General features: G+C 37.0%; 21 protein-coding genes. 11 read left to right on the top strand and 10 right to left on the bottom strand.

Features of this window, described 5'->3' with window-relative positions:
* Positions 1-6: 6 nt before the first annotated feature.
* The gene (gene sufD / locus FNW21_RS13245) at positions 7-1,320 is read left to right on the top strand and encodes a Fe-S cluster assembly protein SufD (protein WP_144257235.1); all 1,314 of its coding nucleotides are present in this window, start codon (positions 7-9) and stop codon (positions 1,318-1,320) included.
* 79 nt (positions 1,321-1,399) lie between these two features.
* Positions 1,400-1,930: a DUF3575 domain-containing protein gene (locus FNW21_RS13240; RefSeq protein ID WP_144257234.1), complete on the top strand. Its 531-nt coding sequence runs from the start codon at positions 1,400-1,402 to the stop codon at positions 1,928-1,930.
* Between the two features lie 57 nt (positions 1,931-1,987).
* Here FNW21_RS13240 and FNW21_RS13235 read toward each other — a convergent pair whose 3' ends face one another.
* A complete protein-coding gene (locus FNW21_RS13235) occupies positions 1,988-3,529 on the bottom strand; it encodes a glycine--tRNA ligase (protein WP_144257233.1) in 1,542 nt (513 codons plus the stop codon).
* Between the two features lie 97 nt (positions 3,530-3,626).
* Between FNW21_RS13235 and FNW21_RS13230 the strand changes: the two genes are divergently transcribed.
* Together FNW21_RS13230 and FNW21_RS13225 are read left to right on the top strand one after the other, a co-directional pair.
* Entirely contained in the window at positions 3,627-4,310 is a 684-nt protein-coding gene (locus FNW21_RS13230) for a ComF family protein (RefSeq protein WP_144257232.1), read from the top strand.
* 113 nt (positions 4,311-4,423) lie between these two features.
* A complete protein-coding gene (locus FNW21_RS13225) occupies positions 4,424-5,032 on the top strand; it encodes a superoxide dismutase (RefSeq protein ID WP_144257231.1) in 609 nt (202 codons plus the stop codon).
* A gap of 236 nt (positions 5,033-5,268) precedes the next feature.
* Here the strand turns inward: FNW21_RS13225 and FNW21_RS13220 are convergent, their stop codons facing one another.
* From FNW21_RS13220 to purN, 5 genes are all read right to left on the bottom strand, one after another.
* The gene (locus tag FNW21_RS13220; RefSeq protein WP_144257230.1) at positions 5,269-7,167 is read right to left on the bottom strand and encodes an amidophosphoribosyltransferase; all 1,899 of its coding nucleotides are present in this window, start codon (positions 7,165-7,167) and stop codon (positions 5,269-5,271) included.
* An 81-nt stretch (positions 7,168-7,248) separates the two neighbouring features.
* Positions 7,249-8,172, bottom strand: a complete 924-nt coding sequence (locus tag FNW21_RS13215) for a PfkB family carbohydrate kinase (RefSeq protein ID WP_144257229.1) — start codon at positions 8,170-8,172, stop codon at positions 7,249-7,251.
* A 75-nt stretch (positions 8,173-8,247) separates the two neighbouring features.
* Positions 8,248-8,730 carry a ribonuclease HI gene (gene rnhA / locus FNW21_RS13210; protein WP_144257228.1) on the bottom strand — a complete coding sequence of 161 codons (483 nt, stop codon included), beginning with the start codon at positions 8,728-8,730 and terminating at the stop codon, positions 8,248-8,250.
* Between the two features lie 5 nt (positions 8,731-8,735).
* A complete protein-coding gene (locus tag FNW21_RS13205; RefSeq protein ID WP_144257227.1) occupies positions 8,736-9,338 on the bottom strand; it encodes a hypothetical protein in 603 nt (200 codons plus the stop codon).
* 4 nt (positions 9,339-9,342) lie between these two features.
* Positions 9,343-9,903 (bottom strand): phosphoribosylglycinamide formyltransferase, encoded by a 561-nt coding sequence (purN, locus tag FNW21_RS13200; RefSeq protein WP_144257226.1) that lies wholly within the window; start codon positions 9,901-9,903, stop codon positions 9,343-9,345.
* A 176-nt stretch (positions 9,904-10,079) separates the two neighbouring features.
* Here purN and FNW21_RS13195 point away from each other — a divergent pair, with 176 nt between their 5' ends.
* The 6 genes from FNW21_RS13195 to FNW21_RS13170 all read left to right on the top strand — a co-directional run bounded on the left by FNW21_RS13195 (position 10,080) and on the right by FNW21_RS13170 (position 15,725).
* Positions 10,080-10,316 (top strand): acyl carrier protein, encoded by a 237-nt coding sequence (locus tag FNW21_RS13195; RefSeq protein ID WP_007137004.1) that lies wholly within the window; start codon positions 10,080-10,082, stop codon positions 10,314-10,316.
* Between the two features lie 192 nt (positions 10,317-10,508).
* The gene (fabF, locus tag FNW21_RS13190) at positions 10,509-11,762 is read left to right on the top strand and encodes a beta-ketoacyl-ACP synthase II (protein ID WP_144257225.1); all 1,254 of its coding nucleotides are present in this window, start codon (positions 10,509-10,511) and stop codon (positions 11,760-11,762) included.
* 4 nt (positions 11,763-11,766) lie between these two features.
* Positions 11,767-12,507 (top strand): ribonuclease III family protein, encoded by a 741-nt coding sequence (locus FNW21_RS13185; protein ID WP_144257224.1) that lies wholly within the window; start codon positions 11,767-11,769, stop codon positions 12,505-12,507.
* A gap of 113 nt (positions 12,508-12,620) precedes the next feature.
* Complete coding sequence (locus tag FNW21_RS13180) at positions 12,621-13,109, top strand: IPExxxVDY family protein (RefSeq protein WP_144257223.1); 489 nt, start codon at positions 12,621-12,623, stop codon at positions 13,107-13,109.
* A 5-nt stretch (positions 13,110-13,114) separates the two neighbouring features.
* Entirely contained in the window at positions 13,115-14,545 is a 1,431-nt protein-coding gene (pyk, locus tag FNW21_RS13175; protein ID WP_144257222.1) for a pyruvate kinase, read from the top strand.
* A 142-nt stretch (positions 14,546-14,687) separates the two neighbouring features.
* Positions 14,688-15,725 (top strand): aldo/keto reductase, encoded by a 1,038-nt coding sequence (locus FNW21_RS13170; RefSeq protein WP_144257221.1) that lies wholly within the window; start codon positions 14,688-14,690, stop codon positions 15,723-15,725.
* 285 nt (positions 15,726-16,010) lie between these two features.
* Here the strand turns inward: FNW21_RS13170 and FNW21_RS13165 are convergent, their stop codons facing one another.
* Positions 16,011-16,328 (bottom strand): 2Fe-2S iron-sulfur cluster-binding family protein, encoded by a 318-nt coding sequence (locus FNW21_RS13165; RefSeq protein ID WP_144257220.1) that lies wholly within the window; start codon positions 16,326-16,328, stop codon positions 16,011-16,013.
* Between FNW21_RS13165 and FNW21_RS13160 the strand changes: the two genes are divergently transcribed.
* A complete protein-coding gene (locus FNW21_RS13160; protein WP_144257219.1) occupies positions 16,315-16,497 on the top strand; it encodes a hypothetical protein in 183 nt (60 codons plus the stop codon). The genes FNW21_RS13165 and FNW21_RS13160 overlap by 14 nt on opposite strands.
* 17 nt (positions 16,498-16,514) lie before the next feature.
* On the opposite strand, the gene FNW21_RS13155 is transcribed toward FNW21_RS13160, so the two are convergent.
* From FNW21_RS13155 to FNW21_RS13145, 3 genes are all read right to left on the bottom strand, one after another.
* The gene (locus FNW21_RS13155) at positions 16,515-16,754 is read right to left on the bottom strand and encodes a NifU family protein (protein ID WP_144257218.1); all 240 of its coding nucleotides are present in this window, start codon (positions 16,752-16,754) and stop codon (positions 16,515-16,517) included.
* A gap of 33 nt (positions 16,755-16,787) precedes the next feature.
* Complete coding sequence (locus FNW21_RS13150; protein WP_144257217.1) at positions 16,788-17,915, bottom strand: Mrp/NBP35 family ATP-binding protein; 1,128 nt, start codon at positions 17,913-17,915, stop codon at positions 16,788-16,790.
* 237 nt (positions 17,916-18,152) lie between these two features.
* Positions 18,153-18,479 (bottom strand): MGMT family protein, encoded by a 327-nt coding sequence (locus tag FNW21_RS13145; protein WP_144257216.1) that lies wholly within the window; start codon positions 18,477-18,479, stop codon positions 18,153-18,155.
* Between the last annotated feature and the right edge of the window lie 13 nt (positions 18,480-18,492).

Raw genomic sequence — 18,492 nt, 5'->3', positions numbered from 1 at the left:
TTACAAATGTTAATAGAAAAACTCATATCATCGTTTATGATACTTGAAAACCAAGTAGAAATAGACACGGATTTACATAAATTAAGAACCTCGGCTCTTAAAAACTTTGAAAACAAAGGCTTTCCTACCAAAAAAGAAGAAGCCTGGAAGTATACTTCGTTGAACGCCATCTTGAAAAATGACTTTACCGTTTTTCCTAAAAACGAAAGCGTAGTACAATATTCGGATGTTAAAAAATACTTTTTACATGAAATCGACACTTACAAAGTCGTTTTTGTAGACGGTGTTTTTAGTTCGCATTTGTCATCAACTACACACGATGGAATCGATGTTTGCTTGATGTCATCGGCATTGAATAAGCCCAAATACAAAATGGTTATGGATAGCCATTTTAACCAAATTGCCAGTAAAGACGAGAGTTTAACTTCCTTGAATACGGCTTTTGCCAATGAAGGAGCGTACATCAACATACCAAAAAGCAAAGTGGCCGATAAGCCTATCGAAATCATGTATTTCTCTACAGGAAGCGAAGCCGCTCTCCTGGTGCAACCCAGAAACCTTGTTATAGTGGGCGAAAATTCACATGTGCAAATTATAGAACGCCATCAAAGTTTGAACGAAAACCCTGTTTTAACCAATTCGGTTACCGAGATTTTTGCTCAAAAACGCGCTATTGTTGATTACTATAAAATTCAAAACGACAACCTCGAAGCCAATCTTATCGACAATACTTTTGTTTCTCAAAAACAAGAAAGTATCGTATCTGTAAACACTTTTTGTTTTGGTGGAAACCTTACCCGCAACAACTTGAACTTTTATCATTTTGGCGAAAGAATTGTAAGCAACCTCAACGGAATTACGATCATTGGCGAGAAACAACACGTAGATCATTATACGTTGGTACATCATGCCACGCCCAATTGCGAGAGTCACCAAGATTACAAAGGCATCTTTACGGATCGTTCAACAGGTGTTTTTAATGGGAAGATTTTTGTAGAAAAAGAAGCCCAAAAAACCAATGCTTTCCAAAAAAGCAATAACATTCTATTGAGTGACAAAGCCACTATAAACGCCAAACCGCAATTAGAAATTTTTGCCGATGACGTAAAATGTTCGCACGGCTGCACCATAGGACAACTCGACGACAGCGCCATGTTCTACATGCAACAACGCGGAATCCCACAAAAAGAAGCCAAAGCTTTATTGATGTACGCCTTCTCGAATGCCGTAATCGAAAGCATCAAAATACCAGAATTGAAACAACGAATTACAGCTATTATCGCCACTAAATTAGGCGTTAAAATAGGATTTGATTTGTAAATAAAAAAGTATGTCAAAAAAATTGACAGCTTTTTTGTTTTTATCTGAATAGTTTTTTCCTACATTTGAAAAAAAACTTATGAAAAAAATAATTCTACTCACATTATTTGTTGTTGGTTCACATGCTTTTTCTCAAGAAAACGAAACAGCACTATCCAAAAAAAATGAATTAAAAGGCAATGCCTTATTCCTAGTACTTGGAGCTGGCGAAATCAGTTATGAAAGACTCATCAATGACGATTCTGGATTGGGTATTTCTATGTTTTTTATAAACGAGGAAGACTTTGACACCAATTTTAGTTTAAGCCCTTATTATCGCGCTTATTTTGGAAAAAAACCAGCAGCAGGTTTCTTTGTTGAAGGTTTCAGTATGATTAGTACAGGTAAAAACGGTAGTTATTCAGAGTATAATTCGACCACAAATTCGGATTATGATGTAGCAGGAAAAAAATATTCGGATTTGGCACTAGGTTTTGGTATAGGTTCAAAATGGGTGCATAAAAGAGGATTCGTTTTTGAAATCAACGCAGGAATAGGTCGTAATTTATTCAGTAGCAATAGCCCCGAAGTAGTGGGACGTGGCGGAATAACATTAGGATATCGGTTTTAAATCAAATAATAAAGGCTTCTCAATTGAGAAGCCTTTATCGTATAAATGAATGTGTGATTACATTTTCATCAACCAATTTTTCATCGAAACCTCATTTTCGATAATTGATTTCAAATCTGCAATCGCTACACGATCTTGTTTCATCGTATCTCTATGACGAATGGTTACCGTTTGGTCTTCGATAGTTTGGTGATCCACTGTGATACAGAACGGAGTTCCCAACGCATCTTGTCTTCTATAACGTCTTCCTACAGCATCTTTTTCATCATAAGCTACATTGAAATCCCAACGTAAATCTTCGATGATTTTATGTGCGATTTCTGGTAATCCGTCCTTTTTAACTAATGGTAAAATAGCTGCTTTTGTTGGAGCTAAAACTGAAGGCAATTTTAGAACTGTTCTGGTTGAGCCGTCTTCTAACGTTTCTTCTTTCAAAGAAGTTGCAAAAACTGCCAAGAACATTCTGTCTAAACCTACCGAAGTTTCTACCACATAAGGAACATAATTTTGATTCAGTTCCGCATCAAAATACTGTAATTTTCTACCCGAAAATTGTTCATGTGCTTTCAAATCGAAATCAGTTCTAGAGTGAATTCCTTCTAATTCTTTGAATCCAAAAGGGAAATTAAACTCAATATCGGCAGCAGCATTAGCATAATGTGCTAATTTTTCGTGATCGTGAAAACGGTAATTTTCCTTTCCTAAACCTAAAGACAAATGCCAATTCAAACGAGCTGATTTCCAATGTTCGTACCATTGCATTTCTTCTCCCGGACGTACAAAAAACTGCATTTCCATTTGTTCGAATTCACGCATACGGAAGATGAACTGTCTGGCAACGATTTCATTTCTAAACGCTTTTCCGGTTTGGGCAATTCCAAAAGGAACTTTCATTCTTCCTGATTTTTGAACATTCAAGAAGTTGACAAAAATACCTTGAGCCGTTTCTGGACGCAAATATAAATCCATTGCTGTATCCGCAGAAGCTCCTAATTTGGTGCCGAACATCAAGTTGAATTGACGCACTTCGGTCCAATTACGAGAACCCGAATCGGGACAAGCAATTTCCAGTTCTTCGATTAATGCTTTTACATCTTCTAAATCGCCTGAACCTAAAGAACGAGCCATTCTTTCTAGAATTTCTCTTTCTTTGGCCAAATATTCGACCACTCTAGCGTTGGTTGTAATAAATTCTTGCTCGTTAAAAGCATCACCAAAACGAGCTTTTGCTTTTTCGATTTCTTTTTTGGCTTTTAGATTTAGCTTTTCGGCATAATCTTCAATCAAAACGTCAGCTCGGTATCTTTTTTTAGAATCTTTGTTGTCAATTAATGGATCGTTGAAAGCATCAACGTGACCCGATGCTTTCCAAGTAGTTGGGTGCATCAATATTGCCGCATCCAATCCAACGATATTATCGTTCATTTGAACCATTGCTTTCCACCAATATTCGCGTATGTTCTTTTTTAATTCTACTCCGTTTTGTGCATAATCATAGACTGCACTTAAACCATCGTAAATTTCGCTTGACGGAAAAATATATCCGTATTCCTTTGCGTGCGAAATTACATTCTTAAATAAATCTTCTTGTTTTGCCATAGTGGTGCAAAAATATAAAAAGTGAACTTAAAAAAAGAAACATTTTTGAAGTTTGAAGCAATGATTTCCTTATTTTTATAAATAAATCCCTGATTAGATGATTAAAAGCCTTATCAATCTCTTTTTCCCACCTGTTTGTTCGGGTTGCAAAGCCTTTTTAGGGTCTAACGAAATGGTAATTTGTACCGTTTGCCGACACGAAATGCCACTAACCAACCACCATTTGAATCGGGAGAACGAAGCTTTCAAAAAATTTTACGGTCGGATTCCTGTGGAGCATGTTTCGGCTTTGGCGTATTTTCATAAAAAAGGAATTGTTCAAGAAATGATTCACAGTTTAAAATACCGTGGGCATGAAGAAATTGGAACTATTTTAGGCGAATGGTTTGCCCAAGATTTAAAAAATAGCAACACCTTGCAAACCGTACAGGAGGTTATTCCTGTGCCTATTCACAAAAAAAGATGGCGAGAAAGAGGCTATAATCAAGTGACGACTTTTGGTCTCGCATTGTCACAAAATTTAGAAATCCCCTACAATCCAACCCTTTTGCACCGAAAAATCTATTCGAAAACCCAATCCAAAAAAAATCTGCTGGGAAGAACCGAAGGAATCGATGCCGTTTTTGATGTTTCGTACACCGAAAAAGACCACAACAAACATTTCTTGTTAATCGACGATGTGATTACTACAGGAGCCACTCTCGAAGTGTGTTCCAAAGCCTTACTCAAAATTCCGGGCGCCAAAATCAGTATTGTTTGTATGGCAATGGCACATTCCTAAAACGAAAAATTATAAAATTTACACCTTTATTGAAATTATAACAAAATAGTGTTTCCAAGTATAAAGTTAAATGTATAAATTTGACTAATTATAAATCATTAAAAAAAACTATTATGGCTTTTGAATTACCACAATTACCGTATGCGTACGACGCATTAGAACCATATATTGATGCGCGCACAATGGAAATTCACCATTCTAAACATCATAACGCCTACACTACAAACCTAAATGCGGCTATCGCAGGAACGGATTTGGAAGGAAAAACAATCGAAAATATTTTGATAAATCTTGACAAAACCAATGCTGCAGTTCGCAACAATGGTGGCGGGTATTACAATCATAATTTATTCTGGACAGTAATGTCTCCTGATGGTGGTGGATTGCCAAGTGGCGATTTGCTAGACGCTATCGAAGCTGCTTTTGGAACTTTTGAAGAATTTAAAGCTAAATTTGCCAAAGCAGGAGCCACTCAATTTGGATCCGGTTGGGCTTGGTTGTGCGTTCATAAAGGAGGCAAATTAGACGTTTGCGGTACTCCAAACCAAGACAATCCGTTAATGCCAGAAATAGGTTGTGGGGGAACTCCAATTTTAGGAATGGATGTTTGGGAACACGCTTATTATCTTCATTATCAAAACAGAAGGCCTGATTATATTGAAGCTTTTTTTAGTGTAATTAACTGGACAGAAGTAAGCAGACGATTCGCTTTAGAGAAATAAAACGGAATCCGCTTTAAATAAAAAAGAGACGAATAACCTATGGGTTCATTCGTCTCTTTTTTTGCTTTCACATTATTCCAATAAAAAAGGTGGAATCACTTCCACCCTTTTTGCCCCAAATCTACCATAAACTTAACCTACTAATATTATGGTGGCACTAATGTATACTAGTTGTATCTTGTTGCCAAATTTTAAAGACAACTAACCAATAAAACCGACAAAATACCTATTCTAAATTAATAGGCTCTGGCATCTTTTCCTTCGTAGAAATTCATAAAGGCACGATTGACTACACGATTTCCTCCAGGAGTAGGATAATCACCCGTAAAATACCAATCGCCTAAATTTTTAGGACACGCAATATGCAAATCGGCTACGGTTTGAAAAATGATTTTCACCTCGGCTTTTATTTGTGGAGAGCTTAACATTTCGGCAATTTTATCTGAAATTTCTTGTGGCGAAAATGGCTCGTAAATAGCCGTAACATAATTGATAACTTTACTGTCTATATAGCTTTCTTGCGCTTTACATTTGGCATACACCTCATCAACTATGTGGTATAAATCTCTCTCTTTTAAAAGTTCTAATGCTGCTCTAAAGGCTACCAAACCCTCAAGTTTAGCCATATCAATTCCGTAACAATCCGGATATCTAATTTGTGGTGCCGAAGAAACGATTACAATTCGCTTTGGATTCAAACGATCCATCATTTTGATAATACTCATTTTGAGTGTTGTACCCCGAACGATACTATCGTCAATAATCACCAAATTATCCGTTGGTTTAATCACCCCATAAGTCACATCATATACGTGCGCTACTAAATCGTCTCGGCTGCTATCCTCGGTAATAAAGGTGCGGAGTTTGGCATCTTTTATGGCTACTTTTTCGGTACGTATTTTAACTGCTAATAGTTCTTGCAAGGAATCCTTGGTCAGGGTATTTCGGTTTTCTAGGATGTAGTTGTTTTTTCTTTGGTTCAAAAAATCTTGAGCCGCTTCGACCAATCCATAAAAAGAAGTTTCGGCCGTATTGGGAATATATGAGAAAACAGTATTGTCCGTATCTTCGTCTATTGATTCTAAAACTGCAGGTAAAATAAGCTTTCCTAGCATTTTTCGTTCTTGATAAATTTCGGCATCACTTCCTCTTGAAAAATAAATTCGTTCAAAGGAACAGGCTTTTTTTACCGTTGGCGGCAAGATTTCTTGCATAGAAACCGTTCCGTTTTTCTTTATTATCAAAGCACAACCTGGTTCCACTTCTTGCACTTTATCAAAGGGAACATTAAAGACCGTTTGAATCACGGGACGTTCCGAGGCTACTACGACAATCTCATCATCTTGATAAAAATAAGCGGGTCTAATTCCTGCAGGATCTCTAAATACAAATGCGTCACCGTGGCCTAAAAGTCCTGCCATAGCATACCCACCATCTAAATTTTTAGAGGAACGGGTTAGGATTTTGGCAATATCCAATCGTTCCGCAATTACGGGAGAAGCTTCTCGCTTGGAGTACCCTTCGATTTTGCAATCTTGGTACAACTGCATGACTTCTTTGTCTAGAAAATGACCTATTTTTTCCATTACTGTAACGGTATCGGCCATTTCTTTTGGGTGTTGTCCAAGCTCCACAAGGTTTTGAAAAAGTTCTTTTACATTGGTCATATTAAAATTTCCAGCCAATATCAAATTGCGGTGCATCCAATTGCTTTGACGCAAAAATGGGTGTACACTTTCGATGCTGTTTTTTCCAAAGGTTCCGTAACGCACATGACCCAAAAACAATTCACCTAAATAGGGAATGTTCTTTTTTTGCGAAGCGACATCATCAGCATATTCAGGATGAGCCGTCATTTCCTCGTTGATACGATCGTTGATCTGGGCAAAAACGTCTTGAATGGGTTGCGCATGATTGGAGCGCACCCTGCTAATGTAGCGTTCCCCGGGTTCAACATCCATTTTTATACTGGCAAAACCAGCACCATCTTGACCGCGATTGTGCTGCTTTTCCATAAGGAGATACATTTTTTGGATGCCATAAAAAGCCGTTCCATATTTCTCTTTATAGAATTCAAGCGGTTTCAAAAGTCTAATTAAAGCTATTCCACATTCGTGTTGCAAAGCGTCGCTCATGGTATTGTTGTTTGTTGTGTTATTGTTGTTGTGCGTGTCATTTTTTTATCAAAAAAGCCCCGTTTCCGAGGCTTCAAGACATTATATTTCTATATCAAATTGGGTTAACAATTTGAATTGTTTTAATCTCGCTTTTACTTCTTCTTGAGTAAGACTGACCATTCTTTCGGTTCCAAATTTTTCTACAGAAAACGAAGCCAAATTAGAACCATAAATCACTGCATTTTTCATATTCTCGAAAGAAATGTTTTCGCTTTGTGTTATAAATCCAGCAAAGCCTCCTGCAAAAGTATCTCCAGCTCCTGTTGGATCAAAAACTTCTTCTAATGGTAAGGCTGGGGCAAAGAAAACTTCTGTATTATGAAACAATAAAGCCCCGTGTTCTCCTTTTTTAATCACCACGTATTTAGGACCCATAGTTTGAATTTTGGCGGCAGCTTTTACCAAGGAATACTCCCCCGAAAGTTGTCTTGCTTCTTCATCATTGATGGTAATCACGTCTATTTTTTTCATCACCGCAAGTAATTCTGGCAAGGCACAATCCATCCAAAAATTCATCGTATCTAGAACGATTAGTTTGGGTTGTACCGCCATTTGATCAATAACGCTATTTTGTACCAAAGGGTGCAAATTGCCAAGCATTACCACATCAGCATCTTTAAAATTTTCGGGAACTTTAGGCTGAAAATCGCCCAATACATTAAGCTCCGTAGCCAGAGTATCTCTAGAATTCAAGTCATTGTGGTACAAACCACTCCAAAAAAATGTTTTGCCACCCTTTACGATTTCAAGTGCCGAAATATCGATATTTCTTGCTGTCAATAAATCCAAATAGTCTTGAGGAAAATCTTCGCCAACTACCGAAACAATAGCGGTTTGAATGTCAAAATGGGATGCCGAAAGTCCTATGTAAGGCGCAGCACCACCTAATATTTTATCAGTTTTACCAAAAGGAGTTTCAATGGCATCGAAAGCGACACTTCCTACTATTAATAGTTTATTCATTTTGTGAGTTTCGAATTAAGGTGCAAAGATAGTTTATAAGTTTTATAGTTGCAAAGTTTGCTTGTCTCAAAGTTTTCACAAAAGTTTCCCTTCTTCCTTTTCATAAAAAGTATCAATCGAGAGATTTTTCAAACCAGAGGCATACACCGCCAATTCATCGCAACGTTCGTTTTGAGGATGATTGTTATGGCCTTTTATCCATTTAAAATCGACTTGGTGTTGCCTGTAAATGATCAAAAAACGTTTCCATAAATCGGGGTTTTTCTTGCCTGCAAATCCTTTTTTTTCCCAGCCAAAAACCCATTTTTTTACCACCGAGTCGACCACATATTTCGAATCGGAAATGACCAGCACGCTCATTTTGGGATTTTTTAATTTTTCTAAACCTACAATCACGCCCAACAATTCCATTCTGTTGTTCGTTGTGTGCCGGAACCCTTCGTAAAACTCTTTTTTGTGTGGGGTTCCCACTAACTCCATTACTACACCATAGCCGCCATTGCCGGGGTTTCCTTTGGCAGCGCCATCCGTATAAATGTGAACTTGGTGTGTTTTCAAAATAATTATAATGTTAATTGTATGCTTTTTACTAATTCTTCAAATAATAAAGTATTGTCTTCTTTCCCTATTTCCTCAATAAAATTTAAAGAGATAAAATACCCTTTTTTTGGAATATAATAACTACTGCTTCTAATTTTATATGCAACGTCTTCATTTTTAAGAGTAAATTGTGCAGTAAACTTAATGACTTTTTGATTTGAAATTTCTGTGATAACTGGATAATCAATAAAATTAAAATCTGTTAAAGCTTTTTTTAAATTTGTAGTAGATTTATTAACTTGATTCAAAAAATCTGTAATAGTATTCGTTTCATTATCGTATGTCCTGATTTTAATGGTTGGTATTATTCCACTCACTTTTTTGGGGTCATATTTAGAAAAGGAAACAAGATTTACCGAAGAATTATTAGATTTTAATAGCTCTTTGAGTTGCTTTTCTGTAAAGTCGTATTCCCTTATATTTTTCAAAACAGCTTCATTCTCCATTGGAATCCAATTTTTTGGTACTGCAATAGAAAAACCCATTTTTTTAACTTCAAATCTATCTTGACAAAATCCTTCAAAAAAACCCAGTACCATCAGAGAAACAAGCAAATATTTTTTCATTTTTTTAAGTTAAAAGTTGCTCAATCACTTCTGGAAAATGTTTTTGTTCCAATTCGTGAATTTTTACCGCTACGTCTTCGGCACTTTGACAGTCCAAAACGGATACGCTTTGTTGAAAAATAATTTCGCCTTCATCATAATTTTCGTTGACATAATGAATGGTAATCCCCGTTTCATTTTCCTGATTTTTGATAATTTCTTGATGAATATTCATGCCATACATTCCTTTTCCTCCATATTTAGGTAATAGTGCTGGATGTATGTTTATAATTTTATTAGGATACGCAGCTGTCAAATTATCGGGGAATTTCAACAAAAAACCAGCTAAAACGATGAGATCGGGTTGCAAATCTTGAATTGAATGTAATACTTTGCTTTCATTTAATTCTTGTTTTGAAAAAATTTCAACGGGTACCAAAAGATTTTTCGCCTTATCAATAACTTTGGCATTTGCGTTATTGGTAAACACGCTTACAACGGTTCCAAGACTCGAAGATTGAAAATATTTTATAATATTTTCAGCATTTGTACCCGATCCAGAGGCAAAAATTACAATTTTTTTCATAATGTACAGGGTTTTGATTTTGCAAAAAAAGGGATAAAAAATGAAAATAAATAACATTCAAGCCGCTTTATTAAAATAAAAGTCATAATTTAGTTGTCACATTTATTAACTAAATAGTGGTTTTAAAATAAAGTTTTTTATTTTTGCCATCAAATTAAATTCTAAAATTAAAGATTATGTCAGACATTGCATCAAGAGTAAAAGCGATTATCGTAGACAAATTAGGCGTTGACGAAAACGAAGTTGTAACAGAAGCGAGCTTCACTAATGATTTAGGAGCTGACTCATTAGACACTGTTGAGCTTATTATGGAATTCGAAAAAGAATTCGATATTCAAATTCCAGACGATCAAGCAGAAAATATTGCTACTGTAGGTCAAGCTATCTCTTACATCGAGGAAGCAAAAAAATAATAAATTCACACCCGATTTTTTAGAAAATAATTTCTTTAAAATCGGGTGTTATTATTTTTTTTAAAAAATTAAATTAGCGGTTGATTTTCAATCCAAAAGATATTTATAATTTAATACCCATGTCTCTTTTGTACTATTTTTTACAGTAAAAAAAGCGTGGGTTTTATTTGTTTAAAGATAAAAGTATACGTTATGGAATTAAGGCGAGTTGTTGTAACAGGTTTAGGTGCTCTTACTCCTATTGGAAATAACATTCAAGAATATTGGAATGGACTCATTACAGGAGTTAGTGGAGCTGCTCCAATAACCTATTTTGATGCTTCAAAGTTTAAAACGCAATTTGCTTGCGAATTGAAAAATTTTAATGTCGAAAATTTTCTTGACCGTAAAGAAGCCCGAAAAATGGATCGCTATGCACAATATGCCATGGTTTCCTCTGAAGAAGCAATGAACGATGCCAACTTTGACTTGGAAACAATTGACAAAGATCGAGCTGGTGTGATTTGGGGATCTGGAATTGGAGGTTTAGAAACGTTTCAAATCGAGGTTTTAAATTTTGCCGCAGGCGATGGAACCCCAAAATTCAATCCTTTTTTTATTCCTAAAATGATTGGCGATATTGCTTGTGGTCATATTTCTATAAAATATGGTTTTAGAGGTCCTAATTTTGGTACCGTTTCTGCTTGTGCTTCCTCTACTAATGCTATTATTGATGCCTTCAATTACATTCGTTTAGGGCATGCTGATATTATGGTGACTGGTGGTTCCGAAGCCGCTGTAACCATTGCTGGCATGGGCGGATTTAATGCCATGCACGCTTTATCAACCAGAAATGATGACCCAAAAACAGCTTCAAGACCTATGGACAAAGACCGTGATGGGTTTGTACTTGGCGAAGGAGCAGGAGCTTTAATCCTAGAAGAATACGAACATGCTATTTCTCGTGGTGCCAAAATTTATTGCGAAATTGGGGGTGGCGGTATGTCCGCAGATGCACATCATATTACGGCACCTCATCCAGAAGGATTGGGAGCTAAAAATGTAATGTTGAATTGTTTGCGCGATGCTGGTTTAAAACCTACTGATGTTGACGGGGTAAATATGCACGGAACTTCGACACCGCTGGGTGATTTAGCCGAATCTAAAGCGATTGAACATGTTTTTGGTGCCCACGCCTACACCATGAATTTGAATTCTACCAAGTCCATGACCGGTCACTTACTGGGAGCTGCAGGTGCAATTGAAACTATTTCGTCTATATTATCCTTACAATACGGAATTATCCCTCCTACTATTAACCATTTTACGGACGATGAAAACATTGATCCAAAACTTAATTTTACTTTTAATGTGGCTCAAAAGAGAGATGTAAAAGTATTAATGAGCAACACCTTTGGTTTTGGTGGACACAATGCCTGTGTTTTGGTAAAAAAATTAGAGTTGTAATTGCATGCGTCTAATTAGAAAAATATTTACAAAATCCCGTTCTCCAGAAGACGGGATTTTTTTTGATACTATCGAAAAAATCCTTGGTTTTGCACCCATTACACTAGACATTTATAGAAAAGCCTTTACGCACCGCTCCTCAAACAAGACGGATGAAAACGGAAATTCTATTAATTACGAACGTTTAGAATTCCTTGGCGATGCCATGTTGAGTGCCGTAATTGCTGGGTATTTATTTGGGAAAGCCCCTTATGGCGACGAAGGGTATTTGACCAAAATGCGTTCTAAAATTGTGAGCCGCGAACACTTAAATGAATTAGGAAAAGATTTAAACTTAATACAATTTATAGAAAGCAAAGTTCCCGTGCACCATTTTGGGGATAACATTCACGGAAACGTTTTTGAATCATTAGTAGGAGCGATTTACCTCGACAGAGGCTATGTTTATTGCGAAAAATTCATTCAAAAAAGAGTTATTGTCCCTTACGTAGATATTGCGCGACTGGAAGGAAAGGTAATTAGTTATAAAAGTTTGGTCATCGAATGGTGTCAAAAAGAAAAGAGGCTATTTCATTACGATATTTTTGACGATAACGGCATTGATGGGCAACGATTATTTGGTGTTCGATTGAGTATTGACGACAAAGTAATTGCAAAAGCAAGAGCCACCTCAAAGAAGAAAGCCGAAGAAAAAGCCTCGCAAAGAGCTTATTTTGCTTTTCAGGAAAAAATGGACAAAAAATAACACCAAAATTCCTAAAACTATATCGTTTTCGTTCATAATTTAACAAAAACATACTCTAGACGGATATTTATACACCAATAGAAATACTATATTTACAACTTATTTTTTTGGAAATGGCTATTCATAAATTGAGTCTTGACGAATTTGAAGAAATAGATTATTTGCTTATTGCTATTCATACCTCATTAGAAGATTACCGATTAGCGTATTTTATCAACCAAAGGCTGGGTATAAATTTGAATAAAAATCAAACAGCTATTCAAATAAATATAAAAGAAGGCGAAGGTTATTTTTCTAGATTTTTTTATAACGATTTAAAAAAAGAAACCACTTGGCATTTGATTCAAAATAAAAATGAAGTAATTCAAAATCAAAAAGGAGGCAATCAAAACCTTTTTTCGAACATACTAATGGAAGTAGCAACAAAAGTATATTTGCTTCCAGAATTTAAAAAAACCGATTATTTTTTGAAAATAGAAAATAGTCACGACACGATAAAAATGTCAAAAATACAATCCTTATTAAATACGATAGAAAGTATTTCGACCGTTTATGCAGTTGACAAGGACAAAATAAAATCTAAAAACAATTTAATTTTTTAATACAAATGCTTACAAACAAAAAAACCAAAATTGTAGCCACACTTGGGCCTGCATGTAGTACAAGAGCGATCATCAAGGACATGATTGACGCAGGTGTAAATGTGTTTAGAGTAAATTTCTCTCATGCCGATTACAATGATGTAAAAGAAAAAATTAGCATTATCCGTGGACTAAACGAAGAGTTTGGCTACACAACTGCAATCCTTGGAGATTTACAAGGCCCTAAACTTCGTGTTGGAGTTATGCAAGATGGCGTAGTGGTAAACGATGGTGATTTAATTACATTTACAACAGCCGAAGACATCATAGGAACTGCTCAAAAAGTTTTTATGAAGTACCAAAACTTTCCAAATGATGTAAATCCTGGCGAAAGAATCCTTCTTGACGACGGAAAACTACTTTTTGAAATTGTTGAAACTGACAAAAAAACAGAAGTTATTGCTAGAGTTATTCAAGGTGGTGAACTAAAATCTAAAAAAGGAGTAAACCTTCCTAATACCAAAATATCTTTACCCGCAATGACCGAGAAAGATATTGCCGATGCAATTTTTGCTATCGAACAAAAACTAGATTGGATTGCATTATCCTTTGTAAAAACACCAAGAGATTTGCAAGATTTGCAAGAATTAATTGCAAAACACTCTGAATTTAAAATTCCAATTATCGCCAAAATCGAAATGCCAGAAGCATTAGAAAACATTGACAAAATCGTTGCTTTCTGTGATGCTTTAATGGTTGCTCGTGGTGACTTGGGTGTAGAACTTCCTGCTCATGAAGTACCATTGGTTCAAAAAGAATTGATTCGCAGAGCTAAAACGGCTCGTATTCCTGTAATTGTTGCCACTCAAATGATGGAAACCATGATTACAAGTTTAACGCCAACTCGTGCCGAAGTAAATGACGTTGCCAACTCGGTAATGGATGGTGCAGATGCCGTGATGCTTTCTGGAGAAACGGCTACTGGAAATTACCCAGTACAAGTTATTCAAAAAATGACTCAAATTATTGAAGCAGTTGAGGATTCTCCGCTTATTCAAGTGCCACAAAACTCACCACAAATCAAGACCAATCGTTTTATTACCAAAACTATTTGTCATCACGCTGCTATGATGGCCAATGTGATCAAAGCAAAAGCAATTTGTACCTTGACTAATAGTGGGTATACTGCTTTTCAAATTTCGGCTTGGAGACCTAACGCACACATTTTGGTATTTACTTCTAATAAAAGAATCCTTACTCAACTTAATTTATTGTGGGGAGTAAAATCATTCCTATACGACAAAGAAGAAAGTACGGATGATACCGTTACAGATGTCAACGAAATTGTAAAACAAAAAGGATTTGTCAAAAAAGGAGATTTCCTTATCAATCTTGCGGCTATGCCAATTAAAGATAAAGGAATGGTAAACACCTTAAGAGTTTCGGAAATAGAATAGTTTTTGACTGTCTAAAAATAATCAAATCCGTCTTGCAGTGCAAGGCGGATTTTTTGGTTTAGCATAAACAGTTCGAAATTTTTTGTTAACCTCTTTCATAAATAAGCAACTCCCGCTATCTTTGTTTATATAAAAAACCCTTATGAAGTATACTACACTCCCCAATACAACTATAAAAGTCAGCAAAATTTGCCTTGGCACGATGACTTTTGGACAACAAAACACGCAAGCCGAAGGACATGCTCAAATGAATTATGCCCTCGAACAAGGCGTTAATTTTTTTGATACTGCCGAGATGTATTCGGTTCCAGCCAATAAAGACACCTACGGAAGTACCGAAAAAATAATTGGAACTTGGTTGCAAGAAACAGGCAAGAGAGACCAAATTGTTTTGGCTTCCAAAATTGCTGGACCCAACCCCAATTTCACCTACATGAGAGAGAAAAACGATTTCTCACCATCAAGCATACAATACGCATTGGACCAAAGCTTACAACGCCTTCAAACTGATTATATCGATTTGTATCAACTGCATTGGCCAGAACGCAAAACTAATTTTTTTGGACAACGTGGTTTCAAAATGCAAGATGATGCTTGGGAGGACAATATCCAAGCGGTCCTAGAAACGTTACAAAACTGTATCCAACAGGGAAAAATAAAACACATAGGTCTTTCGAACGAGACACCTTGGGGGATGATGCGTTTTTTGGAAGAAAGCAAATACCACAATTTGCCGTTAATAAAAACCATTCAAAATCCTTATTCGTTACTCAATAGACTCTTCGAGAATGGTTCTTCCGAAGTTTGTTTGCGTGAAAACGTGGGTTTATTGGCGTATTCCCCAATGGCTTTTGGGGTATTATCCGGTAAGTTTTTAACTGGCGAAAGCCATCCAAAAGCGCGCATTACTTTGTTTCCACAATTCTCAAGATACAACAGCCCACAATCAACAGAAGCCACCCGTTTGTACCAAGAAATTGCTACTCAAAACGGCTTGACTTTAACACAACTGGCATTGGCTTTTGTAGAGCAGCAATCCTTTGTTACCAGCACTATCATTGGCGCAACTACGCAGGAACAGCTCCAAGAGAACATAGCCACTATCAAAACAACTCTTACTGACGATGTCCTGCAAGCTATCGATGCCGTTCATGCCCGCATTCCTGATCCAGCACCCTGATTTTAAGTTTGTTTTGTTAAAAGGATTCGAGTTGTATCGCAGATTTTTTAGTTTTTGATAAAATAAAAAAGTGTATTTATCAATCTAATCAACGTTTTACCAACTATTTTTGACCGTTATACAAAATTACAACTGTTACAAAATGTTTATCAAATACAGAATTACCAATACTTCATGAGCTTTTGAAGTCAAAAACAATACCTTAATTGTATTAGCAGATTAGACCAAAAAAAGAGGCTGTTCCTATTGAACAGCCTCTTTTTTTGTTTGAAACTCAAATGGCACTTAATTCTCTGGAGCGAGTTCAAGTTCTAGTCCTTCAAGGCTCTCGGTGATGGGAATTTGGCAGCCTAAACGGCTGTTTGGTTTGACATAGAAAGCTTCGGATAGCATAGCCTCTTCGTCATCTCCCATTTCTGGTAGGGCTACGTCGTTAAGAACATAACATTGACAGGAGGCGCACATGGCCATACCGCCACAGGTTCCTTCTACAGGAAGTTCGTAGGCTTTGCATAATTCCATGATGTTCATGGCCATATCCGTTGGGGCTTGTAGTTCGTGAACGATTCCTTCACGGTCTTTGATTTTTATGAGTACATCCATTGTTTGCGTTTTGGAAAGTGTTTTTGTGTTTATGGTTTTGCGTGAGGGATCGAAGCTAGCTACCGAAGTAGCGCGTAGTGCCCGACCGCTTATAGAAAAAAGGCGACTCAACAGTTACGAGAATAGCCTTTTTTCTATAGGTGGTCACGCCCAAATACTGTTGCCTTGAATCAAGCATAGTGTCCTTTATAGAATGTTGACAACGGTTTCGATTTGTGGAGCGAATTTTTTGATGGTGGTTTCTACGCCTGCTCTCAAGGTCATTTGGTTGACGCTGCAACTGGTGCATGCGCCTTCGAGACGTACTTTGACGTGTTTGTCCTCCTCGATGGAGATGAGCGTGATGTCGCCGCCATCGGAATTCAAGAATGGTCTTATTTCCTCTAGTGCTTTAAGGACGTTGGTGGTTAATTCTTCTGTTGTCATACTGCTTATGGCTTTGTTACTCGGGTGAGTTGCTTATTTTTTGACGGCAGAACATCCTGCCATTGTTGTAATTTTTATGGCTTCGGTAGCGGGTAAACTTTGGTTTCGGTTCACTACTTCTTGCACGACGTTGCGGGTTATTTCTTGAAAAACGGTTTCGATAACGGATCCTGTTTGCAAGGCTGCTGGGCGACCGTAATCTCCTGCTTCGCGAATGGATTGTACAATAGGTACTTCGCCTAGAAAGGGTACTTGCAAATCAGCTGCTAAATCTCTTGCGCCTTCTTTGCCAAAGATATAGTATTTGTTTTCAGGCAGTTCTTCGGGGGTAAAATAGGCCATATTCTCAATAATTCCGAGTACGGGAACATTAATAGCATCTGACAAGAACATGGAAACGCCTTTTTTGGCATCGGCAAGGGCAACGGCTTGTGGTGTACTCACTACAACGGCACCGGTTACGGGTAGCGATTGCATGATCGAAAGGTGGATATCTCCCGTTCCAGGTGGCAAATCGATAAGCATGAAATCGAGTTCGCCCCAATCCGCATCAAAAATCATTTGGTTTAAGGCTTTTGAGGCCATTGGACCACGCCAAATTACGGCTTGACTGGGTGAGGTAAAAAATCCTATAGAAAGCATTTTTACTTCATAACTTTCTACGGGTTTCATTTTTGATTTTCCGTCAACGAGTACCGAGATTGGTTTTTCGTTTTCTACATCAAACATGATAGGCATGGATGGACCGTAAATATCGGCATCGAGAACGCCTACATTAAATCCCATTTTGGCTAGTGTTACGGCTAGGTTAGCGGTAACTGTTGACTTGCCTACGCCTCCTTTTCCAGATGCGACGGCAATGATGTTTTTGATTCCAGGTATTGATTTTCCTTTTATTTCGGGCTTGTCTGGCACCTCGACTTTGCTGTTGATTTTGATTTTTGCCTCGGGCGAAACGAGTTCTAAAATCGTTTTTCTAATGTCGTCTTCGGCTCTTTTTTTGATGTGCATGGCAGGTGTATGCAAGAGCAAATCGACTACTACTTCGTCGCCAAAAGTGACTACATTAGCAATAGCACCACTTTCGACCATATTTTTTCCTTCGCCGGCAATAGTAATTGTTTCTAATGCTTTGAGGATTTCTTTTCTATCTAATTTCATTGTAAGAGTTTGCAGTAATGGGTCTCGCTTTCGCAAAAGACGCTGTTTATTTAAACTAAATTTAGATTGCAAAGATAACGGATTAAGTTCTTATTATAAAGGATTTGGATTGGATTTATTGATTTTGGGATTGCTGTAAATTATTGGCAAACTCCTATTGCATTGGGTTGTATTGCGAATGCAAAAAAGTGTTTTTTATTCGTAATTTTTGCTTTTTAGAACGAAAAAAGCAAAGCCCTAAACTGTAATTTCTGGTTGCCAAAAATGGTTTTCGAAATCTATAATTTGGTTATCTACAACGGTAATTCCTTCGTTTTCTAGTAATTGCTGCATGAGATTGCTGCCGTCAAAATGAAGTTTACCCGTCAATAATCCCTTACGGTTGACCACTCTATGTGCAGGTACATCCTCCATGGCATGTGAAGCATTCATTGCCCAGCCCACCATTCGGGCTGATCGAGCCGTTCCCAATGCTTTTGCGATGGCTCCGTACGAAGTCACCTTTCCGTAAGGAATTTGCCTTGCAATGGCGTACACACGCTCAAAAAAATTGTCGTTTGACATCTTTGTTTTTTAA

Origin of the sequence: Flavobacterium restrictum, assembly GCF_007097245.1 — a bacterium.
GTDB lineage: Bacteria > Bacteroidota > Bacteroidia > Flavobacteriales > Flavobacteriaceae > Flavobacterium > Flavobacterium restrictum.
Note: the sequence above shows the minus strand (reverse complement) of the source record. Positions and strands in the feature narration are given on the sequence as shown.